The 22,711-nt window shown below is 61.2% G+C and carries 21 protein-coding genes and 1 pseudogene; 12 read left to right on the forward strand and 10 right to left on the reverse strand.

Features of this window, described 5'->3' with window-relative positions; translation table 11 throughout:
• Nucleotides 1–161: 161 nt before the first annotated feature.
• Complete coding sequence (gene groES, locus NKI17_RS33780; RefSeq protein WP_006203049.1) at nucleotides 162–458, reverse strand: co-chaperone GroES; 297 nt, start codon at nucleotides 456–458, stop codon at nucleotides 162–164.
• 217 nt (nucleotides 459–675) lie between these two features.
• Here groES and NKI17_RS33785 point away from each other — a divergent pair, with 217 nt between their 5' ends.
• A complete protein-coding gene (locus tag NKI17_RS33785) occupies nucleotides 676–1,611 on the forward strand; it encodes a bifunctional helix-turn-helix transcriptional regulator/GNAT family N-acetyltransferase (RefSeq protein WP_352907546.1) in 936 nt (311 codons plus the stop codon).
• 40 nt (nucleotides 1,612–1,651) lie between these two features.
• Here NKI17_RS33785 and NKI17_RS33790 read toward each other — a convergent pair whose 3' ends face one another.
• Nucleotides 1,652–3,040, reverse strand: a complete 1,389-nt coding sequence (locus tag NKI17_RS33790) for an FAD-binding oxidoreductase (protein WP_352907547.1) — start codon at nucleotides 3,038–3,040, stop codon at nucleotides 1,652–1,654.
• A 140-nt stretch (nucleotides 3,041–3,180) separates the two neighbouring features.
• On the opposite strand from NKI17_RS33790, the gene NKI17_RS33795 reads away from it, so the two are divergent.
• From NKI17_RS33795 to NKI17_RS33815, 5 genes are all read left to right on the forward strand, one after another.
• Nucleotides 3,181–4,089: a LysR substrate-binding domain-containing protein gene (locus NKI17_RS33795; RefSeq protein WP_352907549.1), complete on the forward strand. Its 909-nt coding sequence runs from the start codon at nucleotides 3,181–3,183 to the stop codon at nucleotides 4,087–4,089.
• A gap of 155 nt (nucleotides 4,090–4,244) precedes the next feature.
• Complete coding sequence (locus tag NKI17_RS33800; RefSeq protein ID WP_023674326.1) at nucleotides 4,245–4,724, forward strand: MarR family winged helix-turn-helix transcriptional regulator; 480 nt, start codon at nucleotides 4,245–4,247, stop codon at nucleotides 4,722–4,724.
• Nucleotides 4,721–5,899 carry an HlyD family secretion protein gene (locus NKI17_RS33805; protein ID WP_352907550.1) on the forward strand — a complete coding sequence of 393 codons (1,179 nt, stop codon included), beginning with the start codon at nucleotides 4,721–4,723 and terminating at the stop codon, nucleotides 5,897–5,899. Before NKI17_RS33800 ends, NKI17_RS33805 begins: the two co-directional genes overlap by 4 nt.
• Nucleotides 5,900–6,203: 304 nt before the next feature.
• The gene (locus tag NKI17_RS33810; RefSeq protein WP_023674328.1) at nucleotides 6,204–7,739 is read left to right on the forward strand and encodes a DHA2 family efflux MFS transporter permease subunit; all 1,536 of its coding nucleotides are present in this window, start codon (nucleotides 6,204–6,206) and stop codon (nucleotides 7,737–7,739) included.
• 173 nt (nucleotides 7,740–7,912) lie between these two features.
• Nucleotides 7,913–10,600, forward strand: a complete 2,688-nt coding sequence (locus NKI17_RS33815) for an EAL domain-containing protein (RefSeq protein WP_352907551.1) — start codon at nucleotides 7,913–7,915, stop codon at nucleotides 10,598–10,600.
• Nucleotides 10,601–10,643: 43 nt separating this feature from the next.
• On the opposite strand, the gene NKI17_RS33820 is transcribed toward NKI17_RS33815, so the two are convergent.
• Together NKI17_RS33820 and NKI17_RS33825 are read right to left on the reverse strand one after the other, a co-directional pair.
• Nucleotides 10,644–11,159 (reverse strand): CAP domain-containing protein, encoded by a 516-nt coding sequence (locus NKI17_RS33820; protein ID WP_352907552.1) that lies wholly within the window; start codon nucleotides 11,157–11,159, stop codon nucleotides 10,644–10,646.
• A 194-nt stretch (nucleotides 11,160–11,353) separates the two neighbouring features.
• Nucleotides 11,354–11,848 (reverse strand): MarR family winged helix-turn-helix transcriptional regulator, encoded by a 495-nt coding sequence (locus NKI17_RS33825; protein WP_051406070.1) that lies wholly within the window; start codon nucleotides 11,846–11,848, stop codon nucleotides 11,354–11,356.
• 62 nt (nucleotides 11,849–11,910) lie between these two features.
• On the opposite strand from NKI17_RS33825, the gene NKI17_RS33830 reads away from it, so the two are divergent.
• Nucleotides 11,911–12,360 carry an SgcJ/EcaC family oxidoreductase gene (locus NKI17_RS33830; RefSeq protein WP_352569763.1) on the forward strand — a complete coding sequence of 150 codons (450 nt, stop codon included), beginning with the start codon at nucleotides 11,911–11,913 and terminating at the stop codon, nucleotides 12,358–12,360.
• 276 nt (nucleotides 12,361–12,636) lie between these two features.
• Here NKI17_RS33830 and NKI17_RS33835 read toward each other — a convergent pair whose 3' ends face one another.
• Nucleotides 12,637–13,002, reverse strand: a complete 366-nt coding sequence (locus tag NKI17_RS33835) for a winged helix-turn-helix transcriptional regulator (RefSeq protein WP_023674333.1) — start codon at nucleotides 13,000–13,002, stop codon at nucleotides 12,637–12,639.
• Between the two features lie 108 nt (nucleotides 13,003–13,110).
• Between NKI17_RS33835 and NKI17_RS33840 the strand changes: the two genes are divergently transcribed.
• Nucleotides 13,111–13,815: a glutathione S-transferase family protein gene (locus NKI17_RS33840; protein ID WP_352569764.1), complete on the forward strand. Its 705-nt coding sequence runs from the start codon at nucleotides 13,111–13,113 to the stop codon at nucleotides 13,813–13,815.
• A gap of 101 nt (nucleotides 13,816–13,916) precedes the next feature.
• On the opposite strand, the gene NKI17_RS33845 is transcribed toward NKI17_RS33840, so the two are convergent.
• A complete protein-coding gene (locus NKI17_RS33845) occupies nucleotides 13,917–14,288 on the reverse strand; it encodes a winged helix-turn-helix transcriptional regulator (RefSeq protein WP_352569765.1) in 372 nt (123 codons plus the stop codon).
• 95 nt (nucleotides 14,289–14,383) lie between these two features.
• On the opposite strand from NKI17_RS33845, the gene NKI17_RS33850 reads away from it, so the two are divergent.
• Together NKI17_RS33850 and NKI17_RS33855 are read left to right on the forward strand one after the other, a co-directional pair.
• The gene (locus NKI17_RS33850) at nucleotides 14,384–15,133 is read left to right on the forward strand and encodes an SDR family oxidoreductase (RefSeq protein WP_352569766.1); all 750 of its coding nucleotides are present in this window, start codon (nucleotides 14,384–14,386) and stop codon (nucleotides 15,131–15,133) included.
• Nucleotides 15,134–15,266: 133 nt separating this feature from the next.
• Nucleotides 15,267–16,091, forward strand: a complete 825-nt coding sequence (locus tag NKI17_RS33855; RefSeq protein WP_352569767.1) for a DUF2189 domain-containing protein — start codon at nucleotides 15,267–15,269, stop codon at nucleotides 16,089–16,091.
• A 6-nt stretch (nucleotides 16,092–16,097) separates the two neighbouring features.
• Here the strand turns inward: NKI17_RS33855 and NKI17_RS33860 are convergent, their stop codons facing one another.
• Together NKI17_RS33860 and NKI17_RS33865 are read right to left on the reverse strand one after the other, a co-directional pair.
• Nucleotides 16,098–16,730: a LysE family translocator gene (locus NKI17_RS33860; protein WP_023674336.1), complete on the reverse strand. Its 633-nt coding sequence runs from the start codon at nucleotides 16,728–16,730 to the stop codon at nucleotides 16,098–16,100.
• A 119-nt stretch (nucleotides 16,731–16,849) separates the two neighbouring features.
• Nucleotides 16,850–18,805, reverse strand: a pseudogene (locus NKI17_RS33865) (pilus assembly protein TadG-related protein).
• 331 nt (nucleotides 18,806–19,136) lie between these two features.
• On the opposite strand from NKI17_RS33865, the gene NKI17_RS33870 reads away from it, so the two are divergent.
• On the forward strand, nucleotides 19,137–19,997 hold the full coding sequence (locus NKI17_RS33870; RefSeq protein ID WP_352907553.1) for a TIGR01459 family HAD-type hydrolase: 861 nt from the start codon (nucleotides 19,137–19,139) through the stop codon (nucleotides 19,995–19,997).
• Nucleotides 19,998–20,006: 9 nt separating this feature from the next.
• Nucleotides 20,007–20,990, forward strand: coding sequence for a bifunctional riboflavin kinase/FAD synthetase (locus tag NKI17_RS33875; RefSeq protein ID WP_352569769.1), 984 nt, complete (start codon nucleotides 20,007–20,009; stop codon nucleotides 20,988–20,990).
• Nucleotides 20,991–21,068: 78 nt separating this feature from the next.
• On the opposite strand, the gene NKI17_RS33880 is transcribed toward NKI17_RS33875, so the two are convergent.
• Nucleotides 21,069–21,623: an HdeD family acid-resistance protein gene (locus NKI17_RS33880; RefSeq protein WP_352579223.1), complete on the reverse strand. Its 555-nt coding sequence runs from the start codon at nucleotides 21,621–21,623 to the stop codon at nucleotides 21,069–21,071.
• Between the two features lie 335 nt (nucleotides 21,624–21,958).
• A complete protein-coding gene (locus NKI17_RS33885) occupies nucleotides 21,959–22,519 on the reverse strand; it encodes a DUF2165 family protein (protein ID WP_352907554.1) in 561 nt (186 codons plus the stop codon).
• Nucleotides 22,520–22,711: the final 192 nt, after the last annotated feature.

Consider the following 22,711-nt stretch of genomic DNA (forward strand, 5'->3'; position numbering starts at 1 on the left):
GGGGCCGAGCGTGACCTTCACCGCGTCGGCGAGGATGTTGACGCCGCGCAGCATGCGCTCACGAGCGTCGCGGGAGAATTTTACGTCTTTGGCAGCCATTTTTAGCTCCTGGCAGGGGCTTGGATTGAGCCCGAAGATTTAAACGAGGGTGAGGCCGATATTCAGCCGATGATGCCCATGATGTCGGATTCCTTCATGATCAGAAGGTCTTCGCCATTGAGCTTGACTTCGGTGCCCGACCACTTGCCGAACAGGATGCGGTCACCGGCCTTGACGTCCAGCGGGACGAGCTTGCCGGCTTCGTCGCGGGCGCCGGAACCGACGGCGATGATCTCGCCTTCCTGCGGCTTTTCCTTAGCCGTATCGGGGATGATGATCCCGCCCGCGGTCTTGGATTCGGATTCGACCCGACGAACGACCACGCGGTCATGAAGCGGGCGGAACTTCGACTTTGCCATTTTTTATTCCTCGATGAGAATGGTGAGAACAGTTCCTCCGTCCGGCGGCGCCGGACATGTGGTTAGCACTCATCTTGGGGGAGTGCTAACGTGGCGCTGAAATAGGCTGGCAGCTCGTGCGAGTCAAGGCGCCCGCTGGGCATAATCAGGACAATTGCTTCAAACGGATACTTGACCAAGTCAACTAAATCGCTGATCTTGCCGGGAGGAGGATGCCATGACCATTCATCATCACCCAGGCAAGGAGCGGATCGACGCGGTGCGAGCCTTCAACCGCTTCTACACCCGCCAGATCGGGCTGCTCGACGAAGGGCTGCTGAAAAGCACCTTCTCGCTGACCGAGGCGCGGGTGCTCTATGAGCTGGCGCATCGCGATGGCCTGACCGCCACCGACCTTGCGCGCGATCTCGGCCTCGATGCCGGTTATCTCAGCCGGCTGCTGAAGAAGTTCGAGGAGCGTGATCTGGTCGAGCGCGCCACGATCGAGGCGGATGCGCGGCGCTCGTCGATCGCGCTGACCAAGGCCGGGCGGCAGGCCTTCGCGCCGCTGAACCAGGGTTCGCACGACCAGGTCGCGGCTTTGCTCGAACGGCTTTCGGTTGCCGAACAGGACAGGCTGGTCAAGGCCATGCAGACGGTGCAGCGTTTGCTGGGCGGAAGCGCCGAGCCCAAAATTCCCTATATGCTGCGGCCCCTGCAAGTCGGCGACATCGGCTGGATCATTCATCGCCAGGGCCTGCTCTACGCGCAGGAATATGGCTGGGACGAAACCTATGAAGCGCTGGTCGCCGAAATCCTCGGTGCCTTCGTCAAATCCTTCGATCCGAAATGGGAACGCAGCTGGATCGCCGAGCGGGAAGGGGAGGTCGTCGGCTCGGTCTTCGTCGTGCGCCAGTCGGACGCGGTGGCGAAGTTGCGCCTGCTCTATATCGAGCCTTCGGCGCGCGGCCTCGGGATCGGCAAGCGGCTGGTCGAGGAATGTGCCGGCTTTTGCCGCGCCAGGGGTTACAGGACACTGACGCTGTGGACCAACGACGTTCTCGCCGCCGCTCGCCACATCTATGAGGCTGCGGGCTTTAAATTGACCAACGAGGAGCGCCACCATTCCTTCGGCAAGGATCTGGTCGGCCAGAACTGGAATTTGGAGCTGTAGCAGCGCCGCAGAATTTCGAGCATCGGCCTGGGGCGGTCGCTCAGGTCACAGGCTTAATGTTTTGGTTCAAGCGAAAGAAATTGGTGGGATCATACTTGTTCTTTAGTGCGGCCAACCTCGAATAATTCTCGCCGTAAGCCGCCAGAACCCGATCAGTGCCCTCTTCGCCGAGATTATTCGCATAGACGCCGCCGGTCGAGAACGGTCTCATTGCATCCCACAGGTCGCGCGCCCATCGGATGTGCGTTTCGTCGTCAGACGGATTGTCCCAGATCGATATCGGGAAGCAATCGTAAAGTGCATCTCTGTTGGCGTAGGGCGTTCCGTCCATCGGTACTCGCGAGATGGCGCCGCCAACCTGCTGCAGGACCAGAAGCGATTCGCTGGGTGCAGCCATGTAAGCCGCAAGCATGGTATCGATCGCCTGATCTGTGATTTCGCGCATGAACTGCGCCTTCCAGTAGTAGCGCCGCCCGCGCGGAAAGAGGCTGTCCCCGGCCGATTGGATTTGAAGATAGGGGACAGGAGCAATCCGGCGCTCAACTGGCGTGCCATACTCTCTCAGAGGTTGAATGATTTGCTGGCCTTCGTCGAGTGGGCCGATGTAGCACGCCGATATGCTGAAGAAGCGTTCGCCCGAGGGCACCGTCACAAGTGCTGCATCCAGGCTCAGCTCATCCGGGGCGCCGCTCGAGAACGCACGATAGAACCGCATCGCTTCGCGTGCCTCTTCGTAGCGGTACAGCATCGATCCCGCGATGAGGAGCGGACCCACGGGATGGAGCTTGTATTCGAAGGTGGTGACTATTCCGAAATTGCCGCCGCCGCCCCGAATGCCCCAGAACAAATCTGCATTTTCGGCCGCGTTTGCCGTGAGCAACCGGCCGCCCGCTGTCACGATTTCGACAGCGACAAGGTTGTCGCAGCTCAGTCCATGTTTGCGGCCAAGCTTGCCGAACCCGCCGCCGAGTGTCAGTCCGGCTATGCCGGTATCCGCGTTGACACCTATGGTCGTCGCAAGACCATGGACCTGTGTGGCTGCATCGAACTCGCCCAGGTTCAGGCCGGCTTCTGCGCGCGCAACACGGCGGATCGGGTCGACTTCGATCCGCTTCATGCGTGACACATCGATCACCAAGCCGCCGTCGCATACCGAACTGCCGGCGACGTTATGACCACCGCCGCGGACGGCGACGAGGAAGCCTTGCGATCGGGCGAAGTTGACGGCCGTGACGACATCGCTGGATTCGGCGCAATAGAAGACAGCCGCCGGCCTCTTATCGACCATGCCATTCCAAACTCTGCGCGCCTGGTCATAGCCAGGGTCGTCCGCAAGGATCAGATCGCCGCTAATCGCCTGCCTGAGCCGGGCGATATCTGGCGCCTGCAACGTCGGCTCGGAACCGTCTATAAGCTTGAACATGCTCATCAAGGGATACCCTTCGTGATCCAGCACGGTTGGACAGGCCGCTGTCGTTCACCGGATCACAATGATCTCATGCGGCGCCATTCGCTGCAAAATCGAATATCTCAGTCGCTGGATGAGCTAAATTCATCTAAACTGCCTGGATGAGAAAACTTCCGCCGCTCGGGTCGCTTCGCGCCTTCGAAGCCGCTGCCAGGCTGATGAGCTTCAGGAAGGCCGCGACGGAACTCGGAGTGACGCCAACGGCCATCAGCCACCAGATTCGATTGCTGGAGGAGGTCTGTGGGCAACTGCTGTTCCGGCGGCGCCCACGACCGCTCGTGCTCACAGGCGTGGGCGAACGGCTATTCCCGGTAATTTGCAGCGGCTTCGACGCTTTCGCTGCGGCAATAGCATCAGCTTCGGCCGGAGTTGGCCAACGCCCGTTGCGCGTGACGAGCCCAAATGCATTTGCCAGCCGATGGCTGGTTCCGCGCCTGTCGAAGTGGCGCGAACAGCATCCGAACATTCCACTGGAGATCATCGGGACAGACGCTGTTCTGGACCTGCGAGCCGGTGACGCCGACGTCGCGATCCGCTATGCGCGCAGGATGCCGCGGGATGTTCCCGCGCAGGAAATTTTTCGGGACGCATTCTTTCCGGTATGCAGCCCGGAGCTGTTCGCAGGAGGCGACCGACAGATCGAGCGCGCCGCCGATCTGCTGCAATACCCGCTCATCCATTTCAATTGGACGAACCGCGACCCGGAAGCGCCGACTTGGCAACGATGGCTGGCGATCGCACGCTCGATCGATCCCAGCATCCCCAATGCCAACCAGGCATGGGACCTAAGCTTCCGCGAAGAGCTGCACGCGATTGACGCGGTAGCGGCAGGCCAAGGTATCGCTATCTGCAGCGATGTGGTCGTCAGTGGCGAACTCGAGGCTGGCAGGCTAGTCAAGGCACATGATCTCTGTCTGCCAGGCTATGGCTTTTACCTTGCCTGCGTAGCCAATCACCCCCGACAAGCGCATATCGAAGCGTTTTCCGCCTGGATGAGATCGATGGTCTGAGCATCTGAACGCCGATCTTCCGCATGCTCGTCACAAGCGCCCGGCGTAATAAATTGCTAACCACATCGCCCTGCACCGACTGCCATGCACACTTGCCGGCTTCTGGCACAATCCGGCTCCTTGAATTATGAGCACGCTTATTATATATGTCGCTCATGGTTTCCGACGGCATCGACAGATTGGGCTTTTTGATCCACGACGTGCAGCGCCTGATGCGCAAGCGCTTCGAGGCGCGCGCCAGTGGTTTCGGCCTTTCTTCGGCGCAATGGCGGCTTCTGGTACGTGTCGCCAAGGAGGCGGGTGTCGCGCAGGCGCGGCTTGCCGAGCTTCTCGAAATCGAGCCGATCAGCGTCTCGCGTCTTGTCGATCGCATGGAGGAGGGCGGCTGGATCGAGCGCCGTTCCGACGCAACCGACAGGCGAGTGCGCATGATTTTCCCGACCGCCAAGGCGAACGCGGCCTACACCCATGTCAAGAGCCTTGCCGGCGAGGTTTATGAGGAATCGCTCGTTGGCGTTTCGCCGGAAGATCGCCGCGTCCTGGTCAGGGCGCTGGAGACAATGGTGCAGAATCTTGCAGATGGTGAGACGCCGCCCTCGGAAAAAGTGAAGAATACGGAAGGCGCAGCAGGATGAACGCGGTAGCCAAACTAGATGAGAATGCGGCCAAGCTGGAGATGGAAGCTCCCGCGAAGCCGGCGGCAGCTCCGGTAACGGTCGCTCCGCAGATAGCTCCGGCACCGGTGGCGCCGAAGAAGAAGCGCCGTGCCGGCCGCTTCCTTTTGATGTTTGTGCTGCCCGCTGCGTTGATCGCCGGCGGCAGCTATGTCTGGGTGACCGGCGGCCGCTATCAGGAGACCGAGAACGCCAATCTGCAGCAGGCCAAGGTGTCGATAGCCGCCGATACGGCGGGCCGCATCGTTCAGGTCGACATTTTCGACAACCAGTCTGTCAAGCAGGGCGACGTGTTGTTCGCTATCGATCCCGAGCCCTACCGGATCGCATTGGCCCAGGCCGACGCGGCGGTGGCCGGCGCACGGCTCAATGTCGAGCAGTTGCGTGCGGCCTACAGCCAGGCGCTGGCGCAGGAGAAGTCCGACGAAAGCCAGGTCCAGTACGCGCAGTCGCAATATGACCGCGCCGCCGACCTTGCCCAGAAGGGCATCAACGCCAAGTCGTCTCTGGACGAAGCCAAGAACGACCTCGACAAGGCGAGGCAGCAGCTGGCCGTGGCCCAGCAAGGGATCGTCAGCGCCAAGGCGGCACTTGGCGGCAATCCCGACATCGAGACCGACAAGCATCCAACGGTAATGGCGGCGCTCGCCGCACGCGACAAGGCGGCCTACGATCTGGTCCAGACTACGGTCAAGGCACCTGCCGACGGCATCATCAGCCAGGCCGCTTCGTTCAAGGTCGGCCAGTATGTCGGTTCGGGCACGCCGCTGTTTTCGCTGGTTGAGACCGGCGACACCTGGGTCGACGCCAATTTCAAGGAAACCCAGCTCACCAACATGAAACCCGGCCAGAAGGCCGAAATCATGGTCGATACTTATCCGGGCAAGACGTTCGAAGCCACCGTCAAGGCGATCGGCGCCGGCACCGGCGCCGAGTTCTCGCTGCTGCCCGCGCAGAACGCTACCGGCAACTGGGTCAAGGTCACGCAGCGCATTCCGGTCCGCCTGGAATTGACCGATGCCGACGCCAAGGCGGCGCTGCGCACCGGCATGAGCGCGACCGTCACGGTGGACACCGGCGTTTCCCGCGGGCTGCCGAGCATTTTCCGCCGCGCCACGGCAGGCGAGGCCAGGTAAAGAGGCCTGGTAGCGGCCGCATAGCAAACAGCGAGATGGATGCAGGATTGGTCCGAGGGAGGCGCAGGAAAAGTTGAATGCGTAGACGGGCTGCGCTGTAGCCTGCCTGAGCAGACAACGCCGCGCAGGATCTTCGGTCCTCAGGTTTCCGGGCGGCAGGCGCCCGCTTTGTCGAGACGCTCAGTCGATGTAACCCCCACATCGATGCTCGCGTCCCACCGCGATGAGGGTCTCTCTACAGCGGGGCCTCGCCGTCCGGAAACCTAATGTACACGTTTTTGTTACCTGCTGGAAGTTTTACGTCATGAGCAGCCCAGAACCCTTTCGCGAAGTACCGCACCGCGGCCTGATCACAGTTGCGCTCATGCTTGCGACGATCATGCAGGCGCTCGACACGACGATCGCCAACGTTGCGCTGCCGACCATGACCGGCGATCTCGGCGCCTCCCCCGACAACATCAACTGGGTGTTGACCTCCTACATCGTTGCCGCCGCGATCATGACGCCGGTGACCGGCTGGCTGGCCGACCGCTTCGGTCGCAAGGAGCTGTTCCTGACGGCCGTGGTCGGTTTCACCGTCTTTTCAATGCTGTGCGGCATCGCCTGGAGCCTTGAGACCATCGTTTTGTTCCGGCTCATGCAAGGCGTGTTCGGCGCGGCCATCGTGCCGCTGTCGCAGACCTTCCTGCTCGACATCAACCCCAGGGAACGCCACGGCCAGGCCATGGCTATCTGGGGCGCGGGCATCATGCTGGGACCGATCCTTGGCCCGACGCTGGGTGGCTGGCTGACCGAGAATTTCAACTGGCGCTGGGTGTTCTTCATCAACCTGCCGGTCGGCATCATCGCCTTCCTCGGCATGGCCGCATATCTTCCCAGCGTCGCCCGGCGGGTGCGCAGCTTCGATTTCTTCGGCTTCACCATGCTCTCGCTCGGTGTCGGCGCGCTGCAGCTGATGCTCGATCGCGGCGGCGAGGTCGACTGGTTTTCCTCGATCGAGATATGGATCGAGCTTGGTCTTTCCATCACCGGCTTCTGGGTATTCACCATACATACGTTGACGGCGGAGCACCCCTTTATCGACCCCAAGATCTTCCTCGATCGCAATTTCGTCACCGGGCTGGCGTTCATCTTTGTCATGGGCGTGCTCATCCTGGCGAGCATGTCGCTGCTGCCGCCAATGCTGTCGACCATCTTCGGCTATCCGACCCTCACCATCGGCGTCGTCCTGGGGCCGCGCGGTGTCGGCACGATGATCGCGATGCTGTTCGTCGGGCGGATCATGCACAGGATCGATGCCAGGATCCTCGTCGTCATCGGCTTCCTGCTGACCGCGCAATCGCTCTACACGATGTCGAGCTTTTCGCCGCAGATGGACAACTGGCTTATCCTCAGTTCCGGCGTCATCCAGGGCCTTGGAATGGGAATGGTGTTCGTGCCGCTGTCCACCGTGGCTTTCGCCACGCTCGACGCACGTTTCCGCACCGATGCAACGGCGCTGTTCAGCCTGGTGCGCAATCTTGGCTCGTCGATCGGCGTATCGGTGGTGACGGTTCTGCTGGTACGCAACACGCAGATCAACCACGCCGAGCTCTCGGCCTATATCAATCCGTTCAATCCCAACCTCTGGGCGGCATCGCCGGCAGCGGCGGGCGGCGATCCGACGGCGCTGTCGCTGATGGATCGCATGGTCAATATCCAGGCGATGATGATCTCCTACGTCAATGACTTCAAGCTGCTGATGATGATGACACTGCTTGCTGTCCCCTTTGTTTTCCTGCTGCGCAAGCCAAAGGCTGCGCCGCCCGCCGGTGGGGCGCCTGCCGCGCATATGGACTAAGTCTCACGGCTCCGGCACCGCGACCGGCTCACGGCTTCCGTTGCCTGTGCCGGTAGCGTCGGCGTTGAGCCAGGTTCACCTGCCATTAGTATATCCGGACCAATATGCAGTCGCTTTTGGGTTGAAGGCGAGCCTCCTTTGCTTGCCTCAAGCATCAGCGGGAGGAATTGTGTTTGGCCACGAAGTCATCCAGGCAAACCGCCGAAGCACCCGAATCCGCCAATCTAACGACGCTGGCTAAACTGGCGACTGCCTCGTACGAAGCCCTCGAACGCGAGCTGCGCGCGACGATTGCAGCACTCGAGGACCAGGCACTGCGGTTCCAGACCGCGATCGAGAACATCTCGCAAGGCATCTGTTTCTTTGATGCCGATGAACGGCTGATCCTGTGCAATCGACGCTATGCGGAAATCTATCGCCTTGCACCGGAGCAATTGCAGCCGGGTGCGGCGCTGCGCGAAATCGTCGAGCGACGCGTCGCTGTCGGAACCTCGGCAATGAATGCGGACGCTTATCTGGCGTTGGCCCGGGCAGTCAATTCGGGCACGGCTTCGGGGAACTGGACAGCCGAGCTCGCCGATGGCCGGACAATTCAGGTCTGCCATCAGCCGATGCCTGACGGCGGCTGGGTGGCCACGCATGAGGACATCAGCGAGCTCAGCGCCAACCGCTTGGTCGTCGACGAGCGTATCTCCTTGCAGACGCTGATCGACCTGGTGCCTGACTACATGTGGGTGAAGGACACCGAAAGCCGCTTCGTCGTCGCCAACCGAGCCATTGCGTCCGACAGCGGTCGAGACAGCACGAGCGACATGATCGGTCTGAGCGACTTCGACCTTCACGCGCCGGATCTTGCGCAGAAATTTCGCCTCATCGAGCAGCAACTGATGCGCGACGGACAACCGATGATCGACGAGGAGGAGTTCGTCGTCGATGCGTCAGGCACCGGCAAATGGTTCCTGTCTACGAAACTGCCGTTGCGCAACGTTCAGAACAACATTTTCGGCCTCGTCGGCATTGCCCGCGACATCACTGCGCGCAAGCAGGCCGAAATCCTTCGCGACGGGCAGGCGCATATCCTCGAGATGATTGCAAAGAGCGCTCCCCTCGAAGACGTGCTCGAGCGGCTCATGCGTCTGGTCGAGTCCCAACTGGCGGGGATATTCGGTTCGGTCTTGCTGCTCGACAAGGATGGCAGCCACTTGCGCCACGCCGCCGCGCCGAGCCTGGCGAGAGACTACACCGACGCCGTCGACGGCGCCGCGGTAGGCCCAAGGGCAGGGTCTTGCGGTACCGCAGTCTATCGGCGCGAGCCGGTGATTGTCGCTGACATCATGCAGGATCCGCTTTGGCAGGACTATCGCGAACTCGCGCGGCCACACGGTTTGCGTTCATGCTGGTCGACGCCGATCCTGTCGCATCAGGGCGCCGTGCTCGGCGTCTTTGCGATGTATTCTATGACGGTGCGCGAGCCGACCGAGGCCGAGACCCGCCTCATCGATTTCACCACGCGCATCGCCGGGATCGCCATCGAACGCAAACAGGCCGAAGACCGGATACACTTCATGGCCAATCATGACGTGCTGACCGGGCTTCCCAATCGCGCCTTGTTGGAGGACCGGCTTTCACAGGCGGTCTTGTACGCCCAGCGATACGATCGCTGGGTGACGGTGGTGTTCATCGATCTGGACAATTTCAAATTCGTCAACGACACGCTCGGCCACAATGCCGGCGACGAGCTTCTGAAGACCGTCGCAAGTCGCATGGTCGACTGCGTCCGGGCGACCGATACCGTCGTGCGGCTTGGCGGCGACGAATTCGTCGTCGTGCTTTTCGACCAGCCGGCGAACGTCGATCTCGTTTCCGAGACCTTGCAAAAGCTCAGGGCTGCACTCGCCGAACCGGTTCAGCTCGGAGCGCATCTTGTGCGGGCGACGGCCAGCATCGGCATTGCCAACTATCCCAAGGATGGGACGGATCCCGATACGCTGCTGGCAAATGCCGACGCGGCCATGTATCGCGCCAAGGAATTCGGCCGCGATAATTTCCAGTTTTACGCTCCGGAGTTCAACACCAGGGCGCATGAAAAATTCGTGCTTCAGGAAGAGTTGCGAAACGCCTTGGCGCGTTCGGAATTCACGCTGCTCTACCAACCGCAGGTGGACCTTCGGTCAGGTCGGGTTTTTGCGGTCGAGGCGCTGATACGCTGGAACCACCCAACGCTTGGCACGGTAATGCCGACGATGTTCATCCCGACCGCCGAGGAGACAGGTCTGATCGTACCGATCGGCGACTGGGTTCTGCATGAGGCGTGCCGGCAGAACAAAGCCTGGCAAGACGCAGGACTGCCGCCCTTGACCGTTTGCGTGAATGTGTCGGCGCGGCAATTCAGGGAGCGCAACCTGATCGATCGCATCGTCAGCGCGCTGAAGGACAGCGGCCTGGAGGCCAGGTATCTCGAGCTGGAGGTGACCGAGAGCCTTATCATGCAGGATATCGAGCTGGCGGTCGCCACCATGAACGCCCTGCAAAGCCTGGGTGTCCAGATCTCGATCGATGATTTCGGCACCGGCTATTCCAGCCTCAGCGCACTCAAGACCTTTCCCGTGGCGCGGCTGAAGATCGACAAGTCCTTCATCAAGGATCTCGCCGCCGACGAGAACGATCAGGCTGTGGCCAGCGCGGTGATTTCATTGGGTCAAAATCTCAACCTGAGGGTCATCGCCGAGGGCGTTGAGACAGATGATCAGGTGGCTTTCCTGCGCAGAAACAATTGCGACGAAATGCAGGGCTATCATTTCAGCAGGCCGATTTGTGCGCAGGACGTCGAGGAATTGCTCGGCGGCGGCCGCAAAGACTGACGGATCGGTCGCCAGCAGGCTTCTGCCGACCAAATGGCGGAAGTTATCTGCCGAGCACAAGGCACCAGTAGCGAAGCGTGCTGTCGCGGCCGTCGCGCACATAGGCGAGGCCGAAGCGGGTGAAGCGCGGGTCGAGCATGTTGCGGCGGTGGCCTGGCGAATGCACCCAGATATCAAACAGCTTCTGCTGGTCGAAGCGGCCTTCGGCGATGTTTTCGGCGGCAGCGCCGGCAATGCCATTGTCTTTGACGCGCGAGGCAAAGTCCTTGCCCCAGCCGGTGGTGTGGTTCATTCGGCCGCCGCGCGCCATATAGCCGGCCTGCTGCAGCGCCGCCTGCTCGAGCGGCGCATCGGGGACAAGCGGCCAGAGACCCGCCGAAGCGCGGATGCCGGCCAGCGTGCCAGCGGCGGAGGCAGAGACACCGGCGCCTTCGCCGGTGGGCAGCACGGTGGCGCAGGCGACGAGCCCGGCAAGGGCGCCAAGGCCGGCAGCTCTGAGCAGCACGCGCCTGCTTAGGCTTGGTTGGGCCTCATAATTTTCGATTTTCGTAACGGTCATGCCCGCCTGACATAACCGCGATCATGGCTTTTGCCGGGCAGGGCGGTGAAATGCGTGATGATGGTTTCGACGTGATGGCACTGTGTCAGATTGATTTCACTGCTCAATCGAAACAGGCTTGCTCGGATGGCGGCATTCGCCCAGGCGGCTGTTCGGGCTCGATACGCCCAGGGGCTCGATACCCAGTCAGGCATTCACGGACCGAGAGTTTCTTTTGCCCCATCTTTGCGGCTTGACGAGCGCTGGCGAGGTATCCTCGGTTGCAAATTTTCTCTGGGGGATATCGCTTGCAGTGACGACCGGAGCGATTCGTACGCCTGAGCACCAAGCAGCCTCCGGTATTGGTCTTCGAGACGCTGATTGAAATCGTGGACGGTCCGGATCACCGCAAGCGCCGCGTTAGTTGCAACGATTAATTTGGCCCGTCGGTCGTTCGGATCATGCGAGCGCCGAACATAACCGAGGCGCTCCAGTTCATCGATCAACTCACCCATCGATGCTTTGCCAATGCCCGCACGCTCTGCGAGGACGCTGGGTCGGGTTCCCTCCGCGTCGATGTTGGCGAATACAGCGCCGTGTTTGGGCTTGATTGCCGAATGGCCGCTCTCCCGGAGAACCTGGACCAAAGCGCTCGCCGACGATTGATAAGCATAGAGAAGCAGAGACTGCGTGTATGGCTGATTATCCATCTTTCCAAACTTATATGGTGCCCATATAGTATGGCAACCGAACTATATGACAGGAGATCAGCATGGCTACCGGTAACATCCGAACTGAAGGGGTGGAAAGTGTCGCGCACAGGCTGATCGAAGCTTGGAATCGTCACGATGCTCGCGCCTTTGCCGCCGTATTCGCGGCAGATGCCGAGTTTACAAACGTCTTCGGTATGCAGGCGACTGGACGTGACAAGATCGAGCAGTTCCATGCCCCAATTTTTGAGAAGATGTTCAAGCACAGCCATCTATCCGCCGAAAGCGTGCGGAACAAGCTTGTTCGCCCTGATGTTGCCACGCTCGACCTGCGGTGGTCCATGACTGGCGCGCTCGATCCGATGGGAAACGAATGGCCGCGTCGGCGCGGATTAATCAGCGTAGTGGCGACGCGGGATCATGATGAATGGTTGATTGCAACGATGCACAATATGGAACTTGGGGACGATCAAATGGCAAAGTCTCAGGAGAAACTTCAAGAGGATAAGTAGGCTCTTCATTCATGTCAGAATCGAAAGCGACAGCCATCCAGCATAGTCAAGCCGATCTGATCGGGCAATGAGATCGAACGGCGGGTCAGGTGATCGGGATTGGCGAGCTATGCTACAGGAGTTGGTGCTGGATGGCCCGTGCCTTGTCCGGTTTGGCCGACCACAATGGCGCGCCTCATAGCCGGTCGCCTTGGTCTTGCGGGATCTAATGTATGAACGGCTTGGAGCGCTGGGCTCTCGCCGGCAGTTCTTGGCGGCGCGGTGATCGCCGGTCGGCTATTCCGCCGCCACGAGTTTGGTTTCCGGCGTCGATGTAGCCCGGCTGGCCCGATCGTCCTCGGTATCTTCCCACCAATCGCCCAGGGCGTCGATGAGCGGCACAAGCTTGAGACCGGGCTCCGTCAGGTCGTAATCCACGTGTAGCGGATAGCCGGCATGCGCTGTTCGCCGCACAATCCCGGCTTCCTCCAGCTTGCGTAGTTCGAGCGCCAGGATGCGGTGCGACACTGTCGGATTGTCACGCCTCAGGTCGCTGAAGCGCTTGGTACCGTCCTTGAGGTAGTAGAGCAGCAAGGTGGGCCAGCGACCGCTGAGCACACGCATGGTCTCCTCGATCGGGCAGCGTGAGACGACATCTTTCATGGCGGGGACCTGGTTACAGAATAGTGCGTAATTTACATGGGGCGACCAGCGTTTAGGGTCAAGTTTCGCTGCGCAGCGTGATCCCTAAATCATGGAAGAGACAAAGAAATGGAACCTATTCTCCTTTACGGCTTCCCGCTGGGAAGTTCGATGGGGCTTGTCGCTGCTTTTGAACGCCTCGAACAACGCTACCGCCTGTGTCGTGTCGACATGCTCTCTGAGATGAAGAACGATGCCTATGCCAGCATCAACGGCCGTCAGGAAACGCCGGTGTTGATCACGGACGAGGGCAGGGTGCTCACCGAGACCATGGCGATTGCCGCCTGGCTCGAAGCCCGCGACACGCAACGCCGTATCAGCTTCGATCCTCGCTCGCCGGAGGGCGACCGGATGCATCAGCTGATGGCTTTCGTGAACACCGGTTTCACCGCCGCCTTCACCCCTCTCTGGGCTGCATATGAAATGGAATCGGCGGAACCGGTGCTGCTGACAACCTTGCGTGGCTTTGGCCGCAAGATCGTTACAAACCGCCATGACCAGCTCGAGGCGATGATCGCCGACACGGACTTTCTGGTCGGCGATCGGCTGACGCTTGCCGATACCACGCTGATTGGCGTGGCGCGCTGGGCGGAGTTCCACCAGGCGGTCGACAGCGCGACCTACCCCAAGCTGGCCGCGTTGCGCGGCAGGATCGAAGCCGATCCGGCCGTGCGTTACGCACAGGCCATCGAGGGTGGCGAAAAGCCGGCGGGTTCGGGTGCCTGTCTTGGCCATGTCCCGCTGGCCGAAGTGATCGATCGTTTCGCTGCCTAGCTTTTGTCACGCATCTCAGCCGCGCGGCGCCAAAGTGTGGTGCCGCGCGGTGACCGCCCGTGGCTTTAGCCGGGCAGGGCAAACAATCCGTGCACGATTAGTCAGGTGATCAGGTGGGATGCGTTGACACGCATCCAGTCGGCCAGCGAATCCAGCGTGCCACGCAAGGTTCCACCCAGCGGCGTTATCTCATACTCCACGCGCGGCGGCATCTCGGCATAAACCCTCCGATAGACCAGACCGCGATGTTCGAACAGGCGCAACTGCCGCGTGAGCTCCTTTTGCGTAATCGGTGCGACGGCCCTCTGGAGCTCGCCGAAGCGGATCGGACAACCGGTGACGATCAGGCGATAAAGAATGGGAATGGCCCATTTTCCCGAAACCAGATTGACGAAATCGATCATCGGGCAACGATCGGTCGTGCCATTTCCGCCTTCGACTGGCGTTACCTCGATGGCTTTTGCCTGCGCCATGAAATTATTTCCTTTAGTACCCGTTCGGTGCCTACTATACAAAGCATACTATCGTGTCGACAATGCCATTCTCATCGTCTTTGGGAAGGCAAATCATGGGTCGCTTGAAAGGCAAATATGCCCTCATTACCGGGGCAACCAGTGGCATCGGTCTCGAAACCGCGCGCCAGTTCCTGGCCGAGGGTGCGACGGTGGCAATCACTGGCAGGAGCCCGTCCGGGCTGGAAGCTGCGCAGCGCGAGCTGGGCGGATCGGCGCAGGTGATCAGGAATGATGCCGGCAACCTCGCCGATCAGCGTGCGCTTGCCGCCGAACTCGCGCAGTGCTGGCCTCGGCTCGACATACTGAACATCAACGCCGGCGATGTGATGCATCAGCCCCTGCAGGATTGGGACGAGGTGGTCTATGACCGTCTGATGCAGACCAATCTCAAGGGGCCGTTCTTTTTGATCCAAGCCCTGTTGCCGATGTTCTCCAACCCGTCATCGATCATCCTGTGCGGTTCGGTCAGTGCCCATATCGGCCTGCCCCAGAGTAGCGCCTACGCCGCCAGCAAGGCTGGCCTCCTGTCGTTGGCGCGCACCCTCTCGGGTGAGATGATCGAGCGCGGTATTCGCGTCAATGGCCTCAGCCCCGGGCCGACCGAGACGCCGGCCTTGGGCAAGCTGGGTCTGCCCGAAGCGGACGAGAAGGCGCTTGGCGATCAGATACGCGCGCTAGTGCCGATCGGCCGGATGGGCAAACCCTGGGAACTCGCCAAGGCGGCGGTGTTTCTAGCATCGGATGAGTCGAGCTTCGTCGTTGGCACGGAACTGCTCGTCGATGGTGGCGTCGGAAATCTATAACCGGGATTTACCATCGTGACCATCGACTTGGCGACAATCACCCCTAAATCGACTATCATAGTGCTTATACGAGAAGTGGCAGCTACGGGCGGCCATCCTGGCGGCGGCCGTCCCGACCCACGGGAGAAAGGTTATGGCCGGCTTTCATGTCATGGCGGACGCACGTGGAATGCATGTACAGCCCACGGTGCGCCGCATCAGCACCGAGGATCTGCTCGATGCGCTCCGTCTCGGCGTAGAGGATTTTTGGGCCAAGCCGTCGCATTATGTGTTCCTGTGCCTGATCTATCCGGTGGTCGGCCTGATCCTGACGCAGTGGACCTCGGGCTCGAACGCCATCCAACTCATCTATCCGCTGATGTCCGGGTTCGCTTTGGTCGGTCCGTTCGCCGCTATCGGCCTTTACGAAATCAGCCGCCGGCGCGAGTTCGGCATGGATACATCCTGGTGGCATGCGCTCGACGTGCGCCACTCGCCGGCGCTGCCCGCGATTGCAGTCATCGGTATCATGCTGGTGGTACTGTTCCTGCTCTGGCTGTTCACCGCGCAATCGATCTACACCAGCCTGTACGGCAATCAGCCTCCGGCCTCTATCGTCGGCTTTATTCGCGAAGTGCTGACGACCAGCAAGGGCTGGACGCTGATCCTGCTCGGCAACCTAGCCGGGTTCGCCTTCGCCGCGATCGTGCTGGCGACGACTGTCGTCGCCTTTCCGCTGTTGCTCGATCGCGACGTCGGCGCGGTCTCGGCAGTCGAGACGTCGGCGCGTGCAGTTATGACAAACCCGCTGCAGATGGCGCTGTGGGGCCTGATGGTCGCCGTGCTCCTGGTCATCGGCTCGATCCCGCTATTTGCCGGGCTTGCCGTCGTCATGCCCATCCTTGGCCACGCGACCTGGCATCTCTACCGCAGGGTGGTCGAACCGGAGCGGGCACAGCAGGTCAGGCGGCCGATGTAGGACCGATCAGCGTTGCGCGTCGGTTGCCATCTTGACGGCCAGCGCGGTCAGCACCGTGCCCATCATCCAGCGCTGGATCACCAGCCATAGCGGCCGCCCGGCGAGGAAGATGGCGATCGAGCCGGCCGTCACCGCGATGATGGCGTTGACGGTCAGGCTGATCGCGACCTGCGTGGCACCGAGCACCAGAAGCTGCGACAGCACGTGGCCCTTGCCGGGGCTGATGAATTGCGGCAGCAGCGACAGATAGAGCACTGCCACCTTCGGGTTGAGCAGGTTGGTCATCAGGCCCATGGCGAACAGCTTGCGCGGCCTGTCTTTCGGCAGTTCGCGGATCTGGAAGGGCGAGCGCCCGCCGGGCTTCACCGCTTGCCAGGCGAGCCACAGCAAATAAAGCGCGCCGGCAAGGCGCAGCACATCATAGGCAAAGGGCACGGCGAGCAGCAGCGCGGTGATGCCGAACGCCGCCGACAGCACATAGAACAAAAAACCGAGCGCCACACCGCCCAGCGAGATCAGCCCGGCCTTCGGCCCTTGCGACAGCGAGCGCGAGATCAGATAGATCATGTTCGGGCCGGGCGTCAGCACCATGCCGAGGCAGACCAGCGCAAAGGCAAGGTGGTTGGCGGGTTCAGGCAAGAGCGCATCTCCGGATGAGGACACTCACCACATGCTTCCATCACCCGCAAGGGCATGAGGGCAGGAGCCTTTGCGCCAGTGCGCCGGAGCCCCTGCCTTAGTCTCCAATCCCATCGCCTTCAGCCGACGATGCGCAGGTTCGACAATTCGTTGGCGATTTCCTTGAAATTGTCCGACAGAGTCGCGCCCGTCGCATTCCAGAACAGCTTGGCCGGCTTGCTCGGGTCGGCCGAATCCTTGCGGAAGCGCGAATCCGACGAACACGCCTTCAGCGCATCGATTGCCTTCTTGTCGCCGGCATCTGTGGGCGACAGGTCGAGCGCCACCGTCATCACCAGAATGTTCGAATTCTTTGCATTGGCGCAGAGCGTTTTCATCTGCTCGTCGAGTGCTGCCGTGTAGTTGGCACCGGTATAGGTGGTCTTGCCGATATCGGTGCTGGTATTCATGAACAGGCGGGTTACGCTTCCAGATCCCGGATAGGTCAGCCCAGTGTAGCCGTAGGCGGCGTAGGTCGACCTGTTGTTGGCGTAGCTGCCGTCGCTGACGGCACTATAAGTATTGGCTCCGTCGGTCAGCACCACGACCACCTTGTCGTTGCCCCTCTCGCTGTTCGGCCGACCATCGGTGAACGGTGGGTTGCTCGATACAGTTCGCCAGCCCCAGGCAAGGCCCTCCGGCACGTTGGTGTTGCCATTCGGCGCCATGGCGTCGATGGCGTCCTTGATCTCCTGCTTCTCTGCGTCCTGGCTGACGTCCTTCAACGGCGTGATCGGGTTGGTGGTGCAGGAGGAATTCGGCCCATCGCCTGCGGCTGCGGATTGCGAACCGTATGGTTTTACCAGGAAATATTTGCGCATGTCAGACTGGCGCTGGGAAGCGGTAGGACCGGCGACATAGGGCCAATCGGCCCACCAGTTGTTGCCGTAATTGTAGGACGTGCCGATGACGTCGTTGATGCCGTCACGGTTGAAATCGAGCCACAGAGTGCCAGCCTCATCCGGGGCGAACAACGGCACGAAAAGCGTGGCCGGCGCGGCTGTATCGGGCGTGGTGTCGTCGACATTGTAGGGATATGGCCGTGCCTCGACGCAACCTTGCCAGCTCGCATAGCGGCTTGTGGTGTAGATATATTCCGGTGCGCTCCAATGGCCGTATTGGCAGGTGCCGTTCTTCTTCTATGTGTCGCAGACATATTGCTTCGAATTGGGTACCTCTTCGCGGCCCGATTCGACCGTCATGTCGGCGTAGAGGCTGAAACGCGTCAGCGGCTGGTCCTTGGTCTCGCCCCAGCCGGTGCCGCGCTTGTACCAGACGCCGTTGAGCTTCTCGGCATATTTGTCCGGATTGTTGGCGGCACTCATCGTCGTCCAGTCGAAATCCTCGTGCTGGATCGGGGAGTTGCCGTCCTGATCCATCCAGCCGTCCTGGTCGTGGGTAGGGCCGACATTGACCGAGGCCGCAAACGGCACGAGAGAAAACTGCACCGGTTTGGTGATCTGCTTCATCTGCTGCGCCTGAAGCGCCAGCGTATCGACAAGCTGCTTGGCGGCCGACTTCAGCAGGTCTATTCGCTTCTCGCCGGTGCCGGAGCCGAGATCGCTCATCGAGCCGGAATTATCCAGCACAAGCGCGACTTCGAGGGTGTTCTTGAGGCGGAGTTCCGAACATTCGGTGAAGGTCGTGTCGCTTGCCGTGCCGCCGATCAGCAGGCTGGCGGCCGGTAGAAAATAGGGGTGGAAGGTGAGGCCGGCGCAGAGCTTCAAGGTGCCGCCGCCGGCATTGTTGTTGGGCAGCGTGACGGTCAGCGCTGTGTTCGCCGGATCGACACGTGCGAGATTGGTTTCGAAAAATGTCTTGGCGTAGGCCTTGACGTCGTCGTCGCTGGCGCCGGCGACGATCTGCTGGGCGGCGGCGAGGCCGGCCGCGTCAAGGGCATTCAGCGTTTCGTGCTTCTGGCGCAACAACTCCCCGTAATCGACGCTGAGCGCCAACCCGCCCATCAGCGGTACAATGGTGATTGCGGTCATTAAGGAGTAGTTGCCACGTCTGTCGCGTCGGAAATTTCCGATCATTGCCTTCAGCATTCCCGCCCGCCCCGTTTTTTTCCGGACGATGCCACGCATTTTTAAATTTCCGATTGCTAAAATACGTTCAAGGTCGGCACGGTTTTTCAATGCCCGTTAACCACACGTCCGCAATCGGCAATGCTGCTCCGCGGCAAAGCCCGATAAGGCTCTGAAAAAGAAGGCTTTCGCCATCACGTCCTCGCCGGCGTCCCCGGGCGGCAATCTTGCGGGCACAACGAAAGCTGGTGACAGAGCGAAGCGCTTCGGTTAATCCGGGCCGGCCGCTACGGACCGTCGGTCGCGGCGCTTGCAAGCATCATGGTACAGGGACAACGGCATGGCGGATTCGCCCGACATCATCGGTTCGCTCGCAGACTTGTCGGGAGCCTATTCAGCCATCCTGTGCGACGTCTGGGGCGTGGTGCACAATGGCGAATGGCATTTCCCGGCGGCGGCTGCCGCGCTGATCGCTGCTCGCGCGGCGAAAATACCTGTCGTGCTGATCACCAATTCGCCGCGTCGCAGCGCCGACGTGCTGGCACAGATGAGCGCCATCGGCGTTCCGCCCGCCGCCTACGACCGTGTCGTGACGTCCGGCGACGTTACCCGCGACCTGATCGCCGAAGGGCCGCGAAAGATCTTCCATATAGGCGCCGATCGGGATTTCACGCTCTATGAGGGCCTCGACGTCGAACTCGTCGAGGAGTTCGAAGCATCCGGCGTGGTCTGCACCGGCCTGTTCGATGACGAGGTGGAGAAGCCGGAAGATTATGCCGATCTTCTGCAGAGGCTGCGTGCCAGGAACCTGCCCTTCATTTGCGCCAATCCCGACATCGTCGTCGAGCGCGGCGAACGCATGATCTGGTGCGCAGGCGCTTTGGCCCGCGAATACGCACAGCTTGGCGGACGCACGCTGATCGCCGGCAAACCCTACGCGCCGGTCTATGACGTCGCCATGAAGGAGATCGCCGTCATTCTCGGCCGCCCGGTCGAGCGTTCGCAAGTTCTGGCCATCGGCGACGGCATGATGACCGACATCAAGGGCGCGGCCGACAATGGCTTCGACGTGCTCTACGTATCGGGCGGCATCCATGCCCGCGATTACGGTGAGACGCTGCAGCCGGATCCGGCCAGGCTCGCGGCCTTCCTGGAAAAATATGGCTACAGGCCGGTCGCGGTGATTCCCAGGCTGCAATAGGTTCAAGCCATGACGGCCATGTTCGAACGCATTTCCGCAACCGCACCGCTGCCGGCCCATCTGCGCGGCGGCGTGGTGGCTATCGGCAATTTCGACGGCGTCCACCGCGGCCACCAGGCGGTGCTCGAACGCGCGCGCGCCGAAGCGGAGCGTCGCGGCGTACCCGCCCTGGTGCTGACCTTCGTACCGCATCCGCGAAAGGTGTTTAGGCCGGACATGCCGTTGTTCGTGCTGACGCCGCCGCCGATGAAGGCGCGGCTGTTGTCGCATCTGGGCTTTGCGGCGCTGGTCGAACAGCCGTTCACACGCGAGTTCGCCTCCTTGTCGGCGGAGGCTTTCGTCACCGGCGTGCTCGAGCGCAACCTCGGCATAAGCCACGCCGTCACCGGCTTCGATTTCCATTTCGGCAAGGACCGCCAGGGCGGTCCGGCCTATCTGATGGCTGCCGGCGAGCGCCACGGCTTCGGCGTCACGCTGGTGGATGCGTTTCGCGACGAAAGCGCCGAGGTGGTGTCGTCGAGCCGCATACGCACGCTGCTGTGCGAGGGCAATGTGGCCGAGGCCGCCGGCTTGCTCGGCTACCGTTTCACCGTCGAGGCGGAGGTGATCGGCGGCCAGCAGCTCGGCCGGACACTCGGCTTTCCGACCGCAAACATGAGGCTTTCGCCGGAAGTCACCCTCAATGAAGGGATTTATGCCGTCCGCTTCCGCCGCGCCGACGGTTCGCTACACGATGGCGTCGCCAGCTTCGGCCGCCGGCCGACGGTCGACGACAATGGCGCGCCATTGCTGGAGACCTTCGTCTTCGACTTTTCCGGCGACCTCTACGGCGAGATTTGTGCCGTGTCCTTCTTCGGCTACCTGCGCTCGGAGGTGAAGTTCGACGGGCTTGACGCGCTGGTCGCCCAGATGAAGCGCGACGAGGCCGAGGCGAAGGCACTGCTCGCCGGCGTCAGGCCGCTTTCCGGGCTGGACGCGGCCATAGCTTTTTAGAGCATGGTCCCGAACCGAAGGTCAGCGAAGCAAAAACTGGGATCCGGTTTTCCGATTAAGATCATGCTCAACCAGAATTTATCTCTTCAGCGCCAAGCCAAGGGCGATGAAGGTCCAGCCCTGGAAGATCAGGTCGACGGCCAGGAACAGGCCCAGAACCCACACGCTGTTGACCGGCCAGCCCATGGCGATGACCAGTCCCGCCAGCGCGCTGATGACGCCGGCCGCGACCACCCAGCCCCAGCCCGGCTGCGGCCGGTGGCTGTAGCCGACCCAGGCCCTGAGCACGCCTGAGGCAAGCAGCGCGACCGCCAGGAGGAAGGTCAGCACCGTCGAGGCGAGGACCGGATTGTCGAAGGCAAAGAAGCCGGCGACGGCGTAGAGGAGGCCGCTGAGCAGCCAATAGAAGAAGCGGCCCCATGTCTTCACGCCGAAGGCATGGATGATCTCGACAATGCCGGCCATCAGCATCAGCCAGCCCACGACAAAGACCGAGGCGACGGTTGCGATGAACAGATTGCCGAAGGCAATGCCGCCGAAGACAAGCAGCAGCACCCCGAGCGCGACGAACCATCCCCATTTCGCCCGCGTCTGGCTGATCGCATCTTTCAAGGCATCGCCGTGCAGTGTCATCGCCCTCTCCCTCAAGACTACTTGGCCGTTTTTGTCGGCTTTGAAGGTAACGCCGATAGGCCTTCTCGTAAAGCGAGCAGGCTGTGAGGGTCACACCCATGCTCGGGCGGTACGCCCGCGAGACGTCTGCTTTTGCCAAGAGCAGCCGCTGCGAGTTTATTTCCGTGAAACGTGGGCTTGCGCCCTCAGGCCAAACCGTGGTCACGCCGAGGTTTAGTTGGAGAATAGCTCCTGTCCGCAAAGCGGCCGCAACGTCGAGCTTTGATACAGAGCCAGACCTCCAAGCGCCGCGCAACGCCGGTCGCATCCGCATGTCACAACCTTGCGTCGAGGTCTCAGTAATCGCCGCCCTCGCGATGCAGCGTCGCGAGGATTAGCCCGAGCGCGTTGGGCAAGAAGTAGATTGTTCCGCCGAGCTGGTTCGAGAGCGGCATGGTCTTGGCTTCCCATGACAGGAAATAGTCGCCGGCGATCACCGTGAAGCCGATGCCCCACACCAGGATTGCGCACAGGCAGCCCAACATCATCCATGCCTTGCCATGAGCGAAATCGGCGCTGCTGCCAACCACCTTGCGCAGCATAAGCACAACCCCGATCAGTCCGAATATCCCCGCCATGGTCTCGACGGCCATGATGCCGACGAGTGCCACAGGGGCAGCCCATGGCATGGTGATGGCACGCCATTGCTGCCATGGGTTGCTGTAGGTGTTGGTCATTTCGATCATCGGCTTCACGGCATTCACCAGAGTGTCTTTGAAGTCGGTTGCATCGTTCAACAGACCGAGAAAACCCCACAGGGTGGGGAACAGCGCCATCACGATCAGCCCCAATCGTCCTACGCTGCGCGGATTGACAAGCCGCTCGGCAGTGGTTCCGGCATACGAATTGTCCGGCATCGGAATTCCCCCTCTTTTGAACCTTGCACCGTCGAGCAATCGAAAATTGGCTCACACGGCAGCACCGCCAATATGCACGGACCTCGGACGATTTCTCGCTGATGTTGATCGGGCTGATCGCAAGATGATCGTGGCGCTGGTTCGTCGCTATATTTGCAGGCAGGCAATCGTTATCTTGTCGATGACATTTGG

It is taken from the genome of Mesorhizobium sp. M0816 (assembly GCF_040320005.1).
GTDB lineage: Bacteria > Pseudomonadota > Alphaproteobacteria > Rhizobiales > Rhizobiaceae > Mesorhizobium.